The following is a 19,299-nucleotide window of genomic DNA, read 5'->3' as shown; positions in this document are numbered from 1 at the left end:
AGGGGATGAGGACGGTTTTTGGGGAAAAAGCCTTCTTCCCACACCCTTTTTTTCCCGCAAGCGCCGTCCGAATTTACTGTTGGGTCTCCCTTGCGGACCGTAAAGTTATCCACAGGCATCGCCTTTGCCCCACTCGCGAGTGACCTTACAGTGAGACGCTGGGTTCATGAGCATGCCACGACTGATCCTTCCAGCAGACTTTGAAAAGTCCGGCCGGGACCGCCGGCAGCTGGTGACGCTCTGCAATAGCGGCGAACTCACCCGTTTACGCCGCGGGGTATACGCCGATACTGCCGCTGTCCAGAAGCTGCGTCCCCTACAACGCTACGGCCTCGACGTTCTCGCATTCCAGGAAGTGGCCTCGCGACAACCACTACTCGCGCATGCAACAGCGGCTCTATTGTGGGGATTATGGATTGTTGGCACTCCCCGACGTCTGCACGTCATGACCGACGTGATGGTGGGCGGTCGAAACGAAAATGGTGTGATCAGGCATCGCGGATCCATGACTGATGGGCTCCAAAGGTGCGGCCCGTTTCTGCTCACAGATAAGCTGACCACGGTCATGCAGCTGATCCTGGCGTTAGATTTCCCCTACGCAGTCGCCATCTGTGATTCCAGCCTGAGAGTACCCGAGCGGAAACACCAGTTCAATCAATTTAATCCGGAGTCCATGGAGTCCCCACTATTCGACCCCTTGTGGCAAAGCACTTACCCACAGGGCCAAGCATTGCTACGCGAGGATCTCACGGTCGCAGCCGAGAATCTACCAAGTGCCACCGCCCGGAGACGGGCATTAACCGTCATCGGCTTCGCGAACCCACTCTCCGGTTCTGCTGGGGAGTCAATCAGCCGAGCCAAGATGCACCTGTTCGGGTTTCCCGCGCCGATACTTCAGCAACGGTTCATCCTTCGTGATGGCAGTGACGCTTTGACCGATTTTTGGTTCGAAAAAATTCGGCTCGTCGGCGAATTCGACGGCAAAGGAAAGTACTTGCGTGACGACTGGGGCGGAGGCCTGTCCATCGCTGACCGTGTCATGAAGGAAAAGCGACGGGAGAACCAAATCCGGTCCCAGGTCAACGGTTTTGTCCGATGGGAATGGAACGAAATGATGAATCAGGAACGCTTCATCAGCCTGTTGCGGGCGGTTGGGCTGCGACAGCAATAGCTGGTTCAACTAAAAGGACGGCGCTTGCGGGAAAAGATGGTCGTCTACAACCATCTTTTCCCGCAAGCGCCGTCCGAATTCAAACAGGGCGATTCAAGCCAGGGTTTACGCCTCGGCGGCGGGCTCTTCGTACCGCGGGAAGATCGGGGCCGGCGCGGGCAATACCGTTCCGGCAACCAAAGGTGTGGCGATGGCAGCGAACTGACGCAGAGCAGAGTCAGCGCTAGAATCCTGACCCAGAACCGTCAGCAGCTTCGCAGCAGCATCCGGCATGACCGGCTGAATCAGGATAGAGACCATGCGCAGCACCTCGAGGGTCACGTAAAGAACGGTTTCCATGCGGGGAACGTCCGTCTTACGCAGCACCCACGGAGCCTGATCGGCAAAGTACGCGTTAGTGTCGCCCAACACGTGCCAGATCTTTTCCAATGAACCGTGGAAGTCCTGCACCTGATACGCGTTGCGGGAGATCTCCAACAGCTCTCGAGCAGCAGCCATGATCTGTTCATCCGCAGCAGTGAACGCGCCCGGCGTCGGAACCACACCGTCACAGTTCTTAGCCACCATGGACAGCGACCGCTGAGCCAGGTTACCCAAGTTGTTGGCGAGATCGGAGTTCATCCGGCCCACCACGGCGTCGTGGTTATAAGAACCATCCGCGCCGAAAGGAACTTCACGCAGGAGGAAGAAGCGGACCTGATCCAAACCGTACTGGGCAACCCAGTCAGCTGGAGCTACAACGTTACCCAAGGACTTGGACATCTTCACGCCGTTGTTGTGCAGGAAGCCGTGGATCATGACGCGCTTAGGCAGCTCCAGACCAGCCGACATCAAGAATGCGGGCCAGTACACGGCGTGGAAGCGGGAGATGTCCTTACCAATGATGTGCACATCGGCTGGCCAGAACTTTTGGAACGCCTCCGAGGACACATCCGGGTAGCCAACACCGGTGAGGTAGTTGGTCAGCGCGTCAACCCATACGTACATGACGTGCTTGGCGTTACCGGGAACGGGAACGCCCCAGTTGAAGGTGGTACGGCTGACGGAAAGGTCTTCCAGCCCACCCTTGACGAAACTGATGACCTCGTTGAAGCGGGTGCGAGGAGCGCCGAATTCAGGCTCAGACTCGTAGAGCGCCAGCAGCTTATCCTGGTAGTTGGAGAGGCGGAAGAAGTAACTTTCTTCCTCAGTCCAGGTCAGTTCGGTGTCGGTGACCTTTGAGTAGCGCTTACCGTCTTCGCGCAGTTCGGTTTCGTCCTCGCCGTAGTAGGCCTCGTCGCGGACGGAGTACCAGCCCTCATACTTGCCCAGGTAGATGTCCCCGGCTTCTTCCATCTTCTTCCAGATGGTCTGGGACGCGGCGTAGTGATCGGCGTCCGTGGTGCGGATGAAGCGGTCGTAGCTGATGCCAAGGGCGGCGTGCGCTTCCTTGTAAATGGCGGCATTGCGGTCCACCAGCTCCTTGGGCGTGACGCCTTGATCCTCGGCGGCCTGGGCGATCTTCATCCCGTGCTCATCGGTGCCGGTCAGGAACATCACGTCGAATCCGTCCAGGCGCTTAAAGCGTGCCATGGCGTCGGTGGCGATGTACTCGTAGGCGTGTCCAATGTGCGGAACACCGTTAGGGTACGTGATGGCGGTGGTGAGGTAGTAAGGCGTCTTGGCCGATTCAGTAGATGTCACCCTACGAATTTACCGCGTCCGCACCCGAAACACCGATTCGTGACCCTGAGTACGGTCCGGGTGGACTCCCTCAGTGTGTTAACGGACGATGGCGGGTCGGCTCCCTCGCGGGCAGTAAGATTTCTACGGTCGCTGGGCGACCTTAGAAATCCATCCCCGCTCCGGGAACCAACCCGCCATCGTAAGTTTGACTGCAGACTAGTCTTCCAGATCGACCTCGCGGGCCATGGTGGCGCCAATTTCGGTCTTGATGGACTCCAGCAAGGCCTGCGGCACAGAGCTGTCAACCGTGATGAGAGCCAGAGCCTGGCCGCCTTCGGTGTGACGGGCAACCTGCATGCCGGCAATGTTGACGTTGTTCTCGCCGAGGAGGCGACCCAAGGTGCCAACCACGCCGGGACGGTCAGCGTAGGAGATGACCAAAAGGTGATCGCTCATGGGGATTTCGAGCTCGTAACCGTTGACGGCCACGATCTTCTGGATCTGCTTCGGGCCTGTCAAGGTACCTGAAACGGAGATCTGTGAATCATCGGACAGGGCGCCGCGGATGGTCAGCACGTTGCGGTAATCGGCGGATTCCAGCGTGGTGATCAAGTTGGTCTTGATGCCGCGCTGTTCGGCCAGAACCGGTGCGTTGACGTAGGAGACCTGCTCGGAGACGACGTCCTTGAACACACCCTTCAGAGCGGAGAGTTCCAGTGCTTTGACGTCCAGGGCTGCAATTTCTCCGGCAATTTCAACATCGATCTGGGTGACGGAGGCGTGGGTCAGCGCGGTGAAGATGCGGCCCAGCTTCTCGATCAACGGGATGCCCGGGCGGACCTCGGCAGCAATGACGCCACCGGCAACGTTTACAGCATCCGGGACCAGCTCGCCAGCCAGTGCCAGGCGGACGGATTTGGCCACAGAGACGCCGGCCTTTTCCTGAGCTTCATCGGTGGAGGCACCCAGGTGCGGGGTGGCGATGACATTGTCCAAGGAAAGGAAGTCAACGTCGGTGGCCGGCTCCTTGACGAACACATCAATACCGGCACCAGCAATTTCGCCCTCGCGCAGCGCAATGTTCAGGGCTGCTTCGTCAATGAGACCGCCGCGGGCCACGTTGATGACGTAAGCGCTCTTCTTCATCTTCTTGAACGCTTCGGTGCCGATCATGCCCAAGGTTTCCGGGGTGCGCGGCATGTGGATGGTGATGAAGTCCGACTGTTCCAGCAGCTCATCGAGCGAGAGCAACTGCACGCCGAGGCTGGCGGCGCGGGCGCTGGTGACGTAGGGGTCGTAGGCAACAATCTCCATGCCGAAGGCCTTGGCGCGCTCGGTGATCAGGGCGCCGATGCGGCCCAGACCGATGATGCCGAGCTTCTTTTCCAGCAGTTCGGTACCGGTGTACTTGGAGCGCTTCCACTCGCCGTTCTTCAGGGCGGTGCTGGCGGCCGGGATGTGGCGGGCCAGGGAAAGAATGTGGCCGATGGTCAGTTCGGCGGCGGAGACAATGTTGGAGGTAGGTGCATTAACCACCATGACACCAGCCTGCGTTGCGGCCTTGATGTCCACGTTGTCCAGCCCCACACCGGCACGTGCGATCACCTTCAAGTTCTTCGCTGCAGCGATCGCTTCGGCGTCAACCAGCGTTGCGGAGCGGACCAAGATCGCGTCGACGTCAACAATGGCGGACAGCAGCGCGGAACGGTCGGCGCCGTCTGCGTGGCGGATCTCGAAATCGGGACCCAATGCCTCGATCGTCGCGGGCGAAAGTTCCTCAGCGAGGAGTACTACTGGCTTGGTGGCGCTCACCTGGTGACCTCTTTAGTTCTCGTTAGTGTTCTTGTGGGGATTTTGGTGAATGGTTCTGATGCTGCAAATTCAGCGACAAAAGCCGGTCTCCAGTTTATGGGAGGCCGGCTTCGGTGCCGTAACAATTAGCGGGAAGTAATACGTAAGCGATATAAATCACATGATCCACGCCACTTTTGTTCATCTAGTGGACGCTGCCACAACTCATTAAAGTCCGACGGCGTCTGCCGCACCCACGCGGGTCCGGCAGACGCCGTCGTCCTTCAGTACATAGCAAGGCCACTGGGCCCACACTCCCGAATCACCCAAAGCGTTGGGCCCACGCTCACCAGGTTCCCGATAAATCGCTTCAGCGATTTATCGGGCCGGTGAGTGGGGACTAGCGAGCTACGGAGCCTTCGGTGTAGTCGTCGCTGTTGCTGATCCAGGAGAACAGTCCACGCAGTTCGCGGCCGGTGGCCTCGATCGGGTGCTCTTCGCCCTTCTTGCGCAGCGCCTTGAATTCAACGCCGCCGTTGTCCTGGTCCTCGATGAAGCGCGTTGCGAAGGCACCGCTCTGGATGTCGGCCAGAACAGCCTTCATGTTTTCCTTCACCTCGGGGGTGATGACGCGCGGGCCGGAGACGTAGTCGCCGTACTCTGCGGTGTCAGAAACGCTCCAGCGCTGCTTGGCAATGCCACCTTCCCACATGAGGTCAACGATCAGCTTGAGCTCGTGCAGGACCTCGAAGTAGGCGATTTCCGGCTTGTAGCCAGCTTCGGTGAGAACTTCAAAGCCGTACTGAACCAGCTGTGAGGTACCGCCACAGAGAACTGCCTGCTCGCCGAACAGATCGGTTTCGGTCTCTTCGGTGAAGGTGGTCTCGATGACGCCAGCGCGGGTTCCGCCGATGCCCTTGGCGTAGGACAGCGCGAGAGCCTTGGCGTTGCCGGTGAAGTCCTGCTCGATGGCGATCAGGTCCGGGATGCCACGGCCAGCTTCGAATTCGCGGCGCACGGTGTGACCCGGAGCCTTCGGAGCAACAAGAGCCACGTCAACATCAGCCGGGGGCGTGATGTAACCGAAGCGGATGTTGAAGCCGTGGCCGAAGAACAGGGCGTCGCCAGCCTTCAGGTTCGGGGCAATGTCCTCGGCGTAAACGAAACGCTGAACCTGGTCCGGGGTCAGGATCATGATCAGGTCAGCTTCAGCGGTTGCTTCTGCAACGCTGAGGACGCGCAGGCCCTCAGCCTCTGCCTTAGCGATGGACTTGGAGCCCGCCTTGAGGCCAACGCGTACGTCAACACCGGAATCGCGCAAGCTCAGTGCGTGGGCGTGGCCCTGGCTGCCGTAACCAATGACGGCAACCTTGCGACCCTGGATGATGGACAGGTCGGCGTCGTCGTCGTAGTACATGTCAGTCACTGTGGAACTCCTTGAAATAACGTGAATAAATGGTGTGTTGCTTCGTGAATAAGTACTTGCTCCAGAACCCTTGACTGGCTGGGTTCCGGTGGGCCGTGCGCTAGGAAGCGCGCAATGCCCGATCGCTCATGGAACGGGTTCCCCGCCCAATGGCCAAGGTGCCGGATTGCACAATCTCCCGGATCCCGAAGGGCTCCAGGACATTGAGCAAGGCAGCTAGCTTGTCAGCGTAGCCGGTGGCTTCAATGGTCAATGAGTCTGTGGACACATCAACCACGGAAGCCCGGAAGAGATCTGCAGCTTGGGTTACTTGCAGTCTCGTAGCGGCATCCGCACGCACCTTGACCAGGATGTGGTCCCGCTGCACGGAATTCTCTGCAACCAGTTCAACGATCTTGATGACGTTGACTAGTTTGTTCAGCTGTTTGGTGACTTGTTCAATCAAGTCGCCGTCTGCGTCAACCACCACGGTCATGCGGGAAATCCCGGCAATCTCGGTGGGGCCAACGGCAAGTGAGTTGATATTGAAGGCGCGGCGAGCAAACATGCTGGCCACACGGGTCAATACGCCGGGCTTGTCTTCAACCAGCACGGAAAGAGTATGTCGGCTCATTTCTAGTCCTCCTCGTCCCACACCGGGGTCATGTTCCGGGCAACTTGAATCTGATCATTGCTGACACCTGAGGGCACCATCGGCCACACCATGGAATCGGGGCTGACCACGAAGTCGATGATGACAGGGCGGTCATTGATGGCCAAGGCAGCCTGAATGGTTGCGTCGATGTCCTCGACGCGTTCGCAGCGCAAACCAACGCAGCCGTAGGCATCTGCCAGCTTCACAAAGTCAGGCACCCGAATGGTGTCATGGCCTGTGTTCAGATCGGTGTTGGAGTAGCGGCTGTTGTAGAACAGCGTCTGCCACTGGCGCACCATGCCCAAGGAGGAGTTGTTGATGACGGCAACCTTGATCGGAATGTTGTTGATCCGGCACGTGGCCAATTCCTGGTTGGTCATCTGGAAGCAGCCGTCGCCGTCAATAGCCCAAACCACGCGGTCCGGGTTACCCACCTTGGCACCCATGGCTGCGGGAACCGAGTAGCCCATGGTTCCGGCACCACCGGAGTTGAGCCAGGAACGGGGACGCTCATACTTGATGAACTGCGAGGCCCACATCTGGTGCTGGCCAACGCCGGCAACATACACGCCCTCTGGCCCGGTCAGTTCACCGATGCGTGAGATGACGCGCTGCGGGGACATGAGTCCATCTTCGGGTTCGGTCCAACCCAACGGGTAGGTATCGCGCAGGTTGCCCAGGAACGCCCACCAGTCGCCCAGATCAGGGGTTCCATTACTCTCAAACTCCGTCTTCACGGCAGCTGCGAGATCCGGGATGATTTCCTTCAAGGAGCCAACGATAGGCACATCAGCCGTGCGGTTCTTGGAAATTTCTGCCGGGTCAATATCCGCGTGGATGACCTTGGCATGCGGGGCGAAACTGCTCAAGACACCGGTAACGCGGTCGTCAAAACGAGCGCCCAAGGTGATGAGCAGATCGGACTGCTGCAAGGCGGTCACGGCCGAAACCGTTCCGTGCATGCCCGGCATACCAACATGGAGCGAGTGTGAATCGGGGAAAGCGCCGCGGGCCATCAGCGTGGTGACCACGGGAGCGCCGGTCAGTTCAGCCAGAACCAGCAGTTCCTCCGAAGCGTTGGCCTTGATGACACCGCCACCCACGTACAGTACGGGCTTCTTGGCTTCACGAATCAGCCGCGCAGCCTCGCGCAACTGCTTCGAGTGACCGCGGAACACGGGGCGGTAGCCGGGCAGGTCAATGACCGGCGGCCAGGAGAAAGTCATCTGAGCCTGCTGCGCGTCCTTGGCGAAGTCCACCAGCACGGGGCCGGGCCGGCCGGTGGAGGCGAGGTGGAATGCCTCGGCCATGACGCGGGGAATGTCATTGGGGTCCGTCACCAAGTACGAATGCTTGGTGATCGGCATGGTGATACCAACGATGTCGGCCTCTTGGAAGGCGTCGGTACCGATCACGGAGCTGGAAACCTGACCCGTAATGGCCACCAGTGGAACCGAGTCCATATGCGCATCCATGATGGCGGTGACCAGGTTAGTAGCGCCGGGACCGGAGGTGGCAATGCACACGCCAACATTTCCGGTGACCATGGCGTAACCCTGAGCAGCATGGCCGGCACCTTGCTCATGGCGCACCAAAATGTGGTTCAGTTTCGAGGCCATCAGCGGATCGTACGTGGGAAGAATGGCGCCACCAGGCAAGCCAAAGATGTCCTTGACACCTAGCTCTTCAAGTGAACGGACAAGCGCTTCGGAGCCAGTCATTTGAATGGGAGCCACAACATTGTTGGGACCCACGACGGCGGATGCCGGGCTTACAGTGCTAACGGCACCTGCGTGGGTGCTCGCTTGCGCTCCGTGCCCGGGGGACTTGGCTGCCATCAGCGCTGGGCTGGCGGGCGTTCCTTTGCTCATCGGTTCTTCCTTTGGGGAACTCATGCTTGGGTAATTCTTCTGTAGCTGCGTTTGGTGCAGGGTGGATCACGCAGTATTACAAGTTGCCGCTGGTGGTGGAAACAAAAAAACCCCTCTTGCCCATAAGGCGTTCATCGAGGGGTTTGCACGTGTTGTGGCTTTCTTTCATCTAAAGAAAGCCACAAGCCAATAACCATGGGTGTGGTCATTGCGCGTCACGTGCTAGCTAATGACGGCTAGGAGCTCTCGTTGCATGTGTTTAGTGTCCCGTTTTTGGCTTGTGAGTGTCAAACGCACCACACGGCCATCTCACTATGTGGACACAATGTCCACTCTGTGGTCATGACTGCGTTCAGGGGTACCAAGCGCCAGCAAGTTAGCTGCAATAAGCTCCGGTAGAGGCACTGTTGACTAGCTTTGCATACTTAGCCAATACACCCGTGGTGAACTTGGCCGGCAGCGGTTCCCAGCCCACTTTCCGCGCCTCGAGCTCGGAGTCCTCAACCAATAGATCAAAGGTACGCGCAGCAATATCCACGCGGATTGCGTCGCCGTCACGCACAAAGGCGATGGGACCGCCGTCGACCGCTTCCGGGGCAACATGCCCAATACACAACCCAGTGGTCCCACCGGAGAAGCGCCCGTCGGTCAATAACAGCACGTCTTTGCCGAGTCCGGCACCTTTGATGGCGCCGGTAATGGCGAGCATCTCGCGCATACCCGGTCCACCTTTGGGCCCTTCGTAGCGGATCACCACTACGTCCCCTGCATGGATTTCGCCACGATCAAGGGCCTCGAGCGCACCTTGCTCGCGCTCAAACACTCGGGCTGAGCCCTCAAAAACGTCTAGATCGAAGCCCGCACTCTTCACAACGGCGCCATCCGGGGCCATGGAACCGTGCAAGATGGTGATGCCGCCGGTCTTGTGGATGGGGTTGTTCATGGCGCGCAGCACCTTGCCATCCGGATCCGGCGGGTTGATGGCGGCCAAGTTCTCGGCCACGGTTTTGCCCGTGACGGTGAGGCAATCGCCGTGGATGAGTCCGGCGTCGAGCAGTGCCTTCATAATGACGGGCACTCCCCCGATCTTGTCCACATCGAACATTACGTAGCGGCCAAACGGCTTCAGATCCCCTAGGTGCGGGACCTTGTCGCCGATGCGGTTGAAATCCTCCAGAGTCAGATCCACCTGGGCCTCGCGCGCGATCGCTAGGAGATGTAGGACCGCATTAGTGGAACCGCCAAACGCCATGGTGACGGCGATGGCGTTCTCGAAAGCCTTCTTCGTCATGATGTCGCGGGCGCGGATGCCCTTCTCCAGTAGATGGACCACGGCCTCGCCAGACTTGCGCGCGTACAGGTCACGACGGCGGTCGGCGCTCGGCGGGGCGGCCGAACCGGGGAGGGACATGCCCAGAGCCTCGCCAATGCAGGCCATGGTGTTGGCCGTGTACATGCCGCCGCAGGCACCCTCTCCCGGACAGATGGCGCGCTCAATAGCGTCCAAATCTTTCATACTCATCTTGCCAGCCGCGCAGGCGCCCACCGCTTCGAAGGCGTCGATCAGTGTGACTTCCTTCTCCGTGCCGTCTTCCAACTTGGCGAAGCCGGGCATGATGGTGCCGGCGTAGAGGAACACGCTGGCGAGGTTCAGCCGGGCGGCGGCCATGAGCATGCCGGGCAGGGACTTATCGCAACCGGCTAGCAAGACCGAGCCGTCGAGCCGTTCCGCCATCATGACGGTTTCCACGGAATCGGCAATAACTTCACGGGAGACTAGGGAGAAGTGCATTCCCTCGTGGCCCATGGAAATACCGTCCGATACCGAGATGGTGCCGAACTGCATGGGGAAGCCGTCGGCCGCGAAAACACCTTCCTTCGCGCCCTGGGCTAGGCGGTTCAGCGAGAGGTTGCACGGGGTGATTTCGTTCCAGGAGCTGGCCACGCCAATTTGTGGCTTCCTGAAATCGTCATCGCCCATGCCGACCGCCCGGAACATGCCCCTCGCCGGCGCTGCGTGAATCCCGTCAGTGACAACTCGGCTGCGCGGCTTGATATCCGGCTTGCCATCAGGGGTGCGTACAACAGTGTCTTCCGGTTCAACCGAATTAGTCTCGACGCTCATGAGCGTCAGTCTAGATCCGAAAAGTGAAGTAAGCCACAGTGCCGAGGTGCAGGGTGGACAACTGCGGTAGCTGTTGCCACCTTAAACAACGACGCCGTTGGGCTGTGCGCGAGAAGTTCGCGGTGCTCCCCTGACGCGCCATAGTGTTCACGGCGAGCTCCAACCGGAGCAATCTCGAAATCAATATCCGGTCCAGATTCCGCACGATCACGGGGTTCCTGCACCGTCAAAATGTGATCCCTGCCGCAAAGTGCCACAAAAGCTGTTTTTCGATTTCACACCCGAGCAAAAAAGCCGTATAGTTTCATGTCGTTGCAAAGAACACGACGGACACAAATCCTCGCGCTTCACCGCAACGAGAAGATGCACCTCTAGCTCAATTGGCAGAGCAATTGACTCTTAATCAATGGGTTTCCGGTTCAAGTCCGGAGGGGTGCACAAAGTAGGGCTGTTCCAACACCGGTAACAACCGGTGTTGGAACAGCTTTTTACTGTAGTAAAAGATGCACCTCTAGCTCAATTGGCAGAGCAATTGACTCTTAATCAATGGGTTTCCGGTTCAAGTCCGGAGGGGTGCACAAGGGTAGAACCGCCTCAACACTGGCTAACGCTGGAGTTGGGGCGGTTTTTTGTTGCCCGATTGTGGTCTCAAATCCAGGGTTCGGGGTTAGCGGCTAACACCTTAGCGGCATACGAGGGGTCATGGGCGACGTATATGAGGGCCACAGCCCCACGAGTCCTCACGTTTGGCCTCCAAATTGGCCGTTTGGGGGCCATACGTGAGGACTCGAATTCGGCCGGCCGGTGATACGACCCCAAAGTCGCACTAGCACCCAGCACTCGGCTACCCCTGCCCGGCAGCCCCCGCTACCGCCACCCCAATTTAGCCCGTGCCGGCATCTCGCCTAGGCTGAAATCACAGCCCAATTCCCCTGCCACGCCACGCCCATGGCGACGTGACGGGGCGGAACGAACAAGGAGATCCTCATGACCGAGCGCCTGACCACCGGCGATCCAGCCCCCACCTTCAGCCTGCCCAACGCCGATGGTGGTATCACCTCATTGGCCGACTTTGCTGGCCGCAAGCTCATCGTGTTCTTCTACCCGGCGGCCATGACGCCCGGTTGCACCAAGCAAGCTTGCGATTTCCGCGACAGCCTGGCTTCCTTGCAAGCAGCAGGCTACGAAGTAGTTGGAATTTCGCCTGACTCAGTGGCCAAGCTGGAAAAGTTCGTGGCCCGCGACGAGCTCAGCTACCCTCTGCTCAGCGACGAAGACCACGCCGTTGCCGAAGCCTATGCAGCCTGGGGCGAAAAGAAAAACTACGGCAAAACGTATGAGGGCCTGATCCGGTCCACCGTTGTCATTGACGAGACTGGCGCGGTGGCCTTGGCCCAATACAACGTCCGCGCAACCGGCCATGTGGCGAAGTTGCGCCGGGATTTGCAGCTCGACGCCGCCTAAGGGCTAGCGCATGAACCGACCGTAAAGGCCCCGAAAAAAATCAAAGGCCCCGCCAATCTACTGATCAGCGGGGCCTTTTCAACTGTGCGCAAGAGGGGACTTGAACCCCTACGCCCGAAGGCACAGGTACCTAAAACCTGCGTGTCTACCAATTCCACCACTCGCGCAGGTGTATTGAAGCATGAACAATACTACAGCGTGTGAGGAGTACTTTTGACCACACTTCTCACGCCGGCAGCAGCAATCCACCGCTCGCGCCCAGAATGTCCCACTATGATGAGTGGCTGATGGACAGTCCGTGCTGCAAGGAGAACCCCGAACGTGCCTAGCCCAGCCAGCCCACTGCGCATGGTGATCCAGCGAGCGTTGGCTCTGTCCGCCGTCGTTCTTCTCGGGGTCACGGCCTGCACCGCGGCACCTCCTGTGATCCCCAGTACGACGCCGGCACCCACCCAGGCACCGACCCCCACCATTTTCACGTTTGGCACGGGATCGGACCCGCTAGGTTTCGATCCGGCGATGGTCTCTGACACGGAGTCGTATCGGGTGACGCGGCAGCTGATGGAGGGCCTGCTGACGGTCAATGCGGTCACGGGCGAACCCGCACCGAGCTTGGCCACCGAATGGACCGAGGGCGAGGACGGGCTGAAGTACACCTTCACACTGCGTCCCAAGGTGAAATTCCATGACGGCACCGCATTCGACGCCGCCGCCGTGTGCACCAACTTTGAACGCTGGTACACCATGCCGGTGTCCACTCGCGGCGACGGTTCGTCCTCCATGTTCAAGCAGGTTTTCCGGGCGTTCAGCGATGATCCACAAGATTCCATTTATGACGGCTGCACAGTTGACTCGGCATTGCAGGTGACCCTCGGTCTGAAAACTCGGCTTACCGGTTTCCTCCCCGCCCTGACATTGCCGGCGTTCGCGATCTCCTCCCCCACCGCGTTGAAGGCCAAGACCGCCAATGTGTTGGATCAAACTTTCGGTGGCAACAAGGTCTCCCGTTACGGGCTGCATCCGGTAGGCACCGGGCCATTCACGTTCAGCGCAGCTTCCGCAGGCTCGGTCACGATGAATGCCACCAAGGATTATTGGGGTGAAAAGGGGCAGATCACCACGTTGAACTTCAAGACTTTCGAGCAACCGGCAACCCGGCTGGCTGCCCTGGAAGAGGGATCTATTGACGGCTACGACCCCGTCACACCAGATAACTTGGACAAACTCATCAAGAGCGGCAAACAGGTTTTGCAGCGCGATCCCTTCTCCGTCATGTACTTGGGCATCAACCAGAAGATCCCGGTCCTGCAGGACGTGAAGGTTCGTGAAGCGATCGCTGCCGCCATCGATAAATCGTTGTTGGCGAGTAACTTCTTCATTGGCGGGACAGCAACCACCGCCCAGTTCATCCCACCCAAGCTCAGTGGTTTCAACAACGCTGTGGAGGGAATTGCGCACGACCCGGCGAAGGCAAAAACTCTCCTCGCCGAGTCCAGCTACGACGGCGAAGAGCTCCCGTTCTACTACCCCACCAATGCCGCGCGCACTTATTTGCCCACGCCGGAAAAGGTCTACGCCCAGATAGCCGCTGAGCTGACCAAGGTCGGTTTCAATATCAAGCCTGTGCCCATTCCCTGGAATGAGGGCTATCTCAACGCCGTCACACGCGAGGGCACCCACGCGCTAAGCCTCATGGGCTGGAATGGCAGCTACGCAGATCCGGATAACTTCGTGGGCCCCATTTTCGGTTCCCCTGGCGCCGAACTGGGTATGACGGATCCGCAGTTGGCATCCAAGATCACCAGGGCTCGCAGTATGCCCAACGGTCCGGATCGTATTGCCGCTTATGAATCCATCAGCAAGCAAATCGCTACAACGCTACCGGCCGTTCCCATTGTCTTTCCGATCTCAGCCATCGCCCTATCGGACCGGGTACAGAGCTATCCGCTCAGCCCCGTCCTGAACGAGGTCTTCAACCAAGTGAAGCTGGTGGCGTCTACCACAGGCTAAGCGCAGGCAAGCGCTGATTTACGCTTCCGGCGTGTGCCGCGATACGCTTCTAGCGCTAGGAAGAGCCTCTACCGGAGTTGACTGTGACCTTCATTTCGAACACCAAAGACGCTGACGTCGTCCTCATCGGAGGCGGCATCATGAGCGCCACGCTGGGCACCATGCTCAAGCAACTCGAACCAAACTGGAAGATTGTGCTGTTTGAACAGCTCGATACCCCAGGATTGGAATCCTCCAGCCCGTGGAACAACGCCGGTACCGGCCACTCCGCGCTCTGTGAGCTTAACTACTCACCGGCCGCCAAGGACGGTTCCGTGAACCCGGCCAAGGCCATTCACATCAACGAGCAGTTCCAGCTCTCGCGCCAGTTCTGGTCGCACCTGGTGGACGAATCGTTGATTGGATCCCCCAAGGGCTTCATCAACACCGTTCCGCACATGAGTTTTGTCATTGGCGAAGCGCACCGCAAGTTCCTCAAGACGCGGCATGAAGCCCTCAAACAGAACCCGGTCTTCGCCTCCATGGAGTACTCCGAGGACCCGGCAACGATTGCCAAGTGGGCTCCCCTGGTCATGAAGGGACGCGACCCCCAGCAGGTGGTTTCAGCTACCCGCTCCGCCGAGGGAACCGACGTCGACTTTGGCGCGCTGACGCGGGAACTGATCGGGTACATGGACAAGAGTGGCGTAGAGATCAACTACGGCACCACCGTCACCGATGTTGCCCGCACGTCCGACGGCGGCTGGGACGTTGCGCTCAAGCACCCCAAATCCGGTGAGCACGGCAAGGTCAAGGCCAACTTCGTCTTCATTGGTTCCGGTGGCGGCGCCCTGCACCTGCTGCAGAAGTCCGGTATCGCCGAGGGCAGGGGCTTTGGCGGGTTCCCCGTCTCCGGCCAGTTCTTCCGCTGCACGGATGAGAAGGTTGCAGCCAAGCACAGCGCCAAGGTTTACGGTCAGGCATCAGTGGGCGCCCCGCCCATGTCCGTGCCTCACTTGGACACCCGTTACGTTGGTGGCAAGCGCTCCTTGTTGTTCGGCCCGTACGGCGGATTCTCCACCAAGTACCTCAAGACCGGTAGTTACATGGATCTGCCCAGCTCCATCCGCCCCAACAACATCATTCCGATGTTGGCAGTTGGCAAGGACAACCTGGATCTGGTCAAGTACTTGGTTTCCGAGGTCACCAAGTCCCGCTCCGGCAAGGTCGATGCCCTGCACGAGTACTTCCCGCAGGCCGATGGCAAACAGTGGGAACTGATCACCGCTGGCCAGCGTGTGCAGATCATCAAAAAGGATTCCAAGAAGGGTGGCGTGCTGCAGTTCGGTACCGAGGTCATCACCGCTGCGGACGGAACTCTCTCGGCCCTACTGGGTGCTTCCCCCGGAGCTTCCACGGCAGTGCCGATCATGCTTGAGTTGCTGCAGCGTTGCTTCCCGCGGAAATTTAAGCTGGAATGGCAGGATTCACTGCGAACCATGATGCCCACCTACGGCACCAAGCTCAATGACAACGCCGAACTCTTTGAAAAGAGCCTGGCGGCCACGGCAGCTTCATTGCAACTGAAGTAACAGCAACACCAGACGTAACAGCAGTAAGAGTCGGCCTGAAATTCGTTTGAACTGGCCCGGGTTCAACGGGTCTGACGCAGCATGAAGCAGTGGGAGTGGTTTGATGTTCAAGTTGGCCAGAATGTCGTTGGGGAACCGGGCCCTGATTGCCCTGATCACCATTTTTGCGGTGGTGTTCGGGGTGATCACTCTCGGCTCCCTGAAGCAGGAACTCATTCCCAGCATTGAGTTCCCGCAGATCACTGTGGTCTCGGCTATGCCCGGGGCCTCCCCCGCAGTGGTCGATAAACAGGTCAGCGAACCACTTGAGGCTGCTTTGAACGCAGTGGAGGGGCTGGAATCCAGCACCTCCACCTCCCGCAGCGGGGTCTCCACCATCAACCTCGCCTTCACCTATGGCACCAACTTGGACCGGGCCCGGAACCAAATTGACCGCGCCATCTCCAACGTCAGCCAGCGCCTACCTGACGGTGTGCAGCCGCTGCCCATCGCCGGAAGCATCTCTGATTTCCCCATCGTCTTTTTGGCCGTCTCATCGGATCAGGATCTCGCTGCGCTGAACACGGATCTGGCGCGCATTGCCGTCCCCGAGCTGCTGAAGATCGACGGCGTACGCAGCGCTGACGTGACCGGCGCCAATTCCCAGCACATTCAGATCCTTCCGGATCCCGCCAAAATGGCCGCCGCCGGCGTGAACCCCGGCGATATCGCTCAAGCGCTGAAAAACAACGGCACACTGGTCCCCGTCGGCTCGTTGAACACCGACGGCACCACACTCTCCATCCAGGCCGGCAGCCCCGTCGATTCACTCGACGCCGTCAAGGCCCTGCCCCTTGGCGGCTCCAACGCTGGTTCCAACACCGGCTCTAACGCAGCCGCCGTTCCCACCATCGCCTCGGTGGCAACCGTGACAGTAGCCGATGACCCCACCACCTCCATCACCCGCACCAACGGCGAGGCCACACTGGCTTTGTCCATCACCAAGAAGCCCGAGGCCGACACCGTCTCGCTCTCGCAGCAAGTCAATGAGATGTTGCCCGAACTCACGGCATCCATGGGCAATAACACCACCTTCACCACGGTCCTAGACCAGGCCCCGTTCATTGAAAAGTCCATCCACGATCTCACCGTAGAGGGCCTGCTCGGACTCGGATTCGCCGTGGTCATCATCTTGATCTTCCTGATGTCCGTGCGCTCCACACTCGTCACTGCCATCTCCATCCCGCTGTCTTTGCTGGTGACCTTCATCGGCCTCTGGGCAACGGGCTACTCGCTGAACATCTTGACCTTGGGCGCGCTCACTATTGCCATCGGCCGAGTGGTGGATGACTCCATTGTGGTCATTGAAAACATCAAGCGGCACCTCAGTTATGGCGAGGACAAGAAGACTGCCATCTTGGCCGCCGTTCGCGAGGTCGCCGCGGCCATCACCGCCTCCACGTTGACCACCGTGGCCGTGTTCTTGCCCATCGCGTTTGTGGGCAGCCTGGCTGGCGAGCTCTTCCGACCCTTCGCTCTTACCGTCACTTTTGCCTTGATTGCATCGCTGCTGGTCTCGCTGACCATTGTGCCGGTGCTGGCCTACTGGTTCCTGAAATCCACTCCAGTTGTTTCCTCCACCACTGACGCGGACGACGCCGGCACCCCTTTGCGTGGGCAGGCTCTACTGAGCGCTGTGGAAGAGAAAGAGCGCTCCTCCCGGCTGCAGCGCGGCTACCTGCCGATCCTCACCAAAACCCAAAAACACCCTGTCGTGACGCTGATCGCTGGTGGCATCATCTTGGCCGCCACCCTGGCCATGACCCCGTTCCTGCCCACCAATCTACTGGGCGATACCGGCCAAAACAGCATGAGTATCCAACAAGACATGCCAGCTGGAACTAGCCTCGAGGTCACTAATGCAGCCGCTGAGAAAGTTGAGCAGGCATTGACTGGCATTGAAGGCATTAGCGACGTTCAAGTGACCGTGGGCAATGCCTCTGCCGGCTTCTCCGCGCTGCTCTCCTCGGGAGCCTCAAGCGCCTCGTTCCAGGTCATCACCGATCCCGATGCAGATCAGGTGGCTCTCCAGAACACCGTAAGAACTGCTATCGCGGGCGTCAAGGACGCGGGCACCATCAGTCTCGGGTCCCAGGGCGGCGGCTTCGGCATGTCCTCCACCGTGGATATCACCGTCAAGGCAACCACGGGCGAAGAACTGCAACAAGCCAGCGACGCCCTCGTCAAAGCCATGACGGGAATCCCAGGCGCTCAATCTGTTGAAAGCAACCTCAGTGGCACTCAGCCAGTTGTACAGGTAAACGTCGACCGTGCAAAGGCGGTCGCGGCAGGCCTTGATGAGCAACAAATCACCGGTCTGCTCGCTGCCACTGTCAGCCCTATTCCGGGCGGCACCGTCCGTATCGACACCACCGATTACAGGGTGCAAATTGGTTTGGGTACCGAGTTTGATTCGGTGGCTGCATTGGCCGCGGCTCAAATTCCCACGGCAGCCGGTCCGGTGCCGCTCTCGCAGGTAGCCACCGTTGAGGAAGTCCAGACCCCGCTCACCGTAACCTCCTCGAATGGGCAACGCACAGCAACGGTCTTTGTTGCCCCGGAAAACAATGCACTGGGTTCGCTCAGCGCAGAGGTTCAAAAGACTCTGGATTCCACCGAGTTGCCCCCCGGCACTATCGCCACCATTGGCGGCGCGGCAACACAACAGGCCGAATCATTCCAGCAGCTAGGCCTGGCCATGCTGGCCGCCATCGCTATTGTCTACGTGATCATGGTGGCAACGTTCAAGTCCCTCATCCAGCCCTTGATTTTGCTGGTGTCCATCCCGTTCGCCGCGACCGGCGCCGTCGGCCTTTTGCTCATCACGGGGATCCCGCTGGGCCTGCCTTCCTTGATCGGCATGTTGATGCTGGTCGGCATTGTGGTCACGAACGCCATTGTGCTGATTGACCTGATCAACCAATATCGGCAGCCAGCCGGTGGCCGGCCAGCCATGAACGTAGCCGACGCTATTGAGCATGGCGCCCGGCAGCGTCTGCGCCCCATCCTGATGACGGCATTGGCCACCATCTTTGCGTTGACACCTATGGCTCTTGGTCTCACTGGTAGCAGCGGATTCATCTCGCAGCCTCTGGCCATTGTGGTGGTCGGCGGACTAATTTCCTCTACGGCTCTGACACTGATTTTGGTGCCGGTGCTGTACAGGTTGGTGGAAGGCCGAAAGGAACGCCATGACCTCATCAAGGCACTGAAGGTGGTGCACGTCCCTGCAAACGATGTGCCAGCAGGTACGGATGCGACAAGTAAAGGCTCAATCGCCAAAGACTCAACAGGTAAAGGCTCAATCGCCAAGAGCTCCGCATCTCGCGAGGTAAAGCCTGTTGCTGATTTCCAGGATTGGACCACCGGGGCCATCCCGAAGGTACGAGGCCGCCGGGCCGCCGGGCCACAGACTGAGGGCGCCGCCGACTGACCAGGGCACGAGTACTACGACAGCGGGGGGGGGAGGCGCCGCGGGCGGAAAAACCCCCTTTTTCTTCCTTTCCCCCCCCCATTTTTTTTTTTTTCTCTC

General features: G+C 59.3%; 11 protein-coding genes and 3 tRNA genes. 7 read left to right on the top strand and 7 right to left on the bottom strand.

The window, feature by feature from the left end:
- The first annotated feature begins 166 nt into the window (after nucleotides 1-166).
- Nucleotides 167-1,171, top strand: a complete 1,005-nt coding sequence (locus ACX80D_RS17270) for a type IV toxin-antitoxin system AbiEi family antitoxin domain-containing protein (RefSeq protein WP_459324103.1) — start codon at nucleotides 167-169, stop codon at nucleotides 1,169-1,171.
- Between the two features lie 105 nt (nucleotides 1,172-1,276).
- Here ACX80D_RS17270 and metG read toward each other — a convergent pair whose 3' ends face one another.
- The 6 genes from metG to ilvD all read right to left on the bottom strand — a co-directional run bounded on the left by metG (nucleotide 1,277) and on the right by ilvD (nucleotide 10,683).
- Complete coding sequence (gene metG, locus ACX80D_RS17265; protein WP_459324102.1) at nucleotides 1,277-2,854, bottom strand: methionine--tRNA ligase; 1,578 nt, start codon at nucleotides 2,852-2,854, stop codon at nucleotides 1,277-1,279.
- 198 nt (nucleotides 2,855-3,052) lie between these two features.
- Complete coding sequence (gene serA, locus ACX80D_RS17260) at nucleotides 3,053-4,648, bottom strand: phosphoglycerate dehydrogenase (RefSeq protein WP_459324101.1); 1,596 nt, start codon at nucleotides 4,646-4,648, stop codon at nucleotides 3,053-3,055.
- A gap of 379 nt (nucleotides 4,649-5,027) precedes the next feature.
- Complete coding sequence (ilvC, locus tag ACX80D_RS17255) at nucleotides 5,028-6,053, bottom strand: ketol-acid reductoisomerase (RefSeq protein ID WP_459324100.1); 1,026 nt, start codon at nucleotides 6,051-6,053, stop codon at nucleotides 5,028-5,030.
- A 100-nt stretch (nucleotides 6,054-6,153) separates the two neighbouring features.
- Entirely contained in the window at nucleotides 6,154-6,666 is a 513-nt protein-coding gene (ilvN, locus tag ACX80D_RS17250) for an acetolactate synthase small subunit (RefSeq protein ID WP_459324099.1), read from the bottom strand.
- Between the two features lie 2 nt (nucleotides 6,667-6,668).
- Nucleotides 6,669-8,558 (bottom strand): acetolactate synthase large subunit, encoded by a 1,890-nt coding sequence (locus ACX80D_RS17245; protein WP_459324098.1) that lies wholly within the window; start codon nucleotides 8,556-8,558, stop codon nucleotides 6,669-6,671.
- Between the two features lie 376 nt (nucleotides 8,559-8,934).
- On the bottom strand, nucleotides 8,935-10,683 hold the full coding sequence (ilvD, locus tag ACX80D_RS17240) for a dihydroxy-acid dehydratase (RefSeq protein WP_459324097.1): 1,749 nt from the start codon (nucleotides 10,681-10,683) through the stop codon (nucleotides 8,935-8,937).
- 365 nt (nucleotides 10,684-11,048) lie between these two features.
- On the opposite strand from ilvD, the gene ACX80D_RS17235 reads away from it, so the two are divergent.
- From ACX80D_RS17235 to bcp, 3 genes are all read left to right on the top strand, one after another.
- A tRNA-Lys gene (locus ACX80D_RS17235) sits at nucleotides 11,049-11,121 on the top strand.
- A 67-nt stretch (nucleotides 11,122-11,188) separates the two neighbouring features.
- A tRNA-Lys gene (locus tag ACX80D_RS17230) sits at nucleotides 11,189-11,261 on the top strand.
- A 409-nt stretch (nucleotides 11,262-11,670) separates the two neighbouring features.
- Nucleotides 11,671-12,147 carry a thioredoxin-dependent thiol peroxidase gene (gene bcp, locus ACX80D_RS17225; RefSeq protein WP_459324096.1) on the top strand — a complete coding sequence of 159 codons (477 nt, stop codon included), beginning with the start codon at nucleotides 11,671-11,673 and terminating at the stop codon, nucleotides 12,145-12,147.
- An 85-nt stretch (nucleotides 12,148-12,232) separates the two neighbouring features.
- Here the strand turns inward: bcp and ACX80D_RS17220 are convergent.
- Nucleotides 12,233-12,314 (bottom strand) — tRNA-Leu (locus ACX80D_RS17220).
- 154 nt (nucleotides 12,315-12,468) lie between these two features.
- On the opposite strand from ACX80D_RS17220, the gene ACX80D_RS17215 reads away from it, so the two are divergent.
- The 3 genes from ACX80D_RS17215 to ACX80D_RS17205 all read left to right on the top strand — a co-directional run bounded on the left by ACX80D_RS17215 (nucleotide 12,469) and on the right by ACX80D_RS17205 (nucleotide 19,200).
- A complete protein-coding gene (locus ACX80D_RS17215) occupies nucleotides 12,469-14,157 on the top strand; it encodes an ABC transporter substrate-binding protein (RefSeq protein ID WP_459324095.1) in 1,689 nt (562 codons plus the stop codon).
- Nucleotides 14,158-14,240: 83 nt separating this feature from the next.
- Entirely contained in the window at nucleotides 14,241-15,728 is a 1,488-nt protein-coding gene (locus ACX80D_RS17210) for a malate:quinone oxidoreductase (RefSeq protein WP_459324094.1), read from the top strand.
- A gap of 103 nt (nucleotides 15,729-15,831) precedes the next feature.
- Entirely contained in the window at nucleotides 15,832-19,200 is a 3,369-nt protein-coding gene (locus tag ACX80D_RS17205; protein WP_459324093.1) for an efflux RND transporter permease subunit, read from the top strand.
- The last annotated feature ends 99 nt before the right edge of the window (nucleotides 19,201-19,299 follow it).

The sequence above is a fragment of the Arthrobacter sp. Sr24 genome (assembly GCF_054511175.1).
The sequence above is the reverse complement of the archived record's forward strand: the minus strand, read 5'-3'. Positions and strand labels throughout refer to the sequence as shown.

Bases quoted from the DNA above. Each gene is read 5' to 3' on its own strand.
- ilvD (WP_459324097.1), bottom strand. From the start codon at position 10,683: ATGAGCGTCGAGACTAATTCGGTTGAACCGGAAGACACTGTTGTACGC.
- ACX80D_RS17205 (WP_459324093.1), top strand. From the start codon at position 15,832: ATGTTCAAGTTGGCCAGAATGTCGTTGGGGAACCGGGCCCTGATTGCC.
- ACX80D_RS17270 (WP_459324103.1), top strand. From the start codon at position 167: ATGAGCATGCCACGACTGATCCTTCCAGCAGACTTTGAAAAGTCCGGC.
- ilvN (WP_459324099.1), bottom strand. From the start codon at position 6,666: ATGAGCCGACATACTCTTTCCGTGCTGGTTGAAGACAAGCCCGGCGTA.
- ACX80D_RS17245 (WP_459324098.1), bottom strand. From the start codon at position 8,558: ATGAGCAAAGGAACGCCCGCCAGCCCAGCGCTGATGGCAGCCAAGTCC.
- bcp (WP_459324096.1), top strand. From the start codon at position 11,671: ATGACCGAGCGCCTGACCACCGGCGATCCAGCCCCCACCTTCAGCCTG.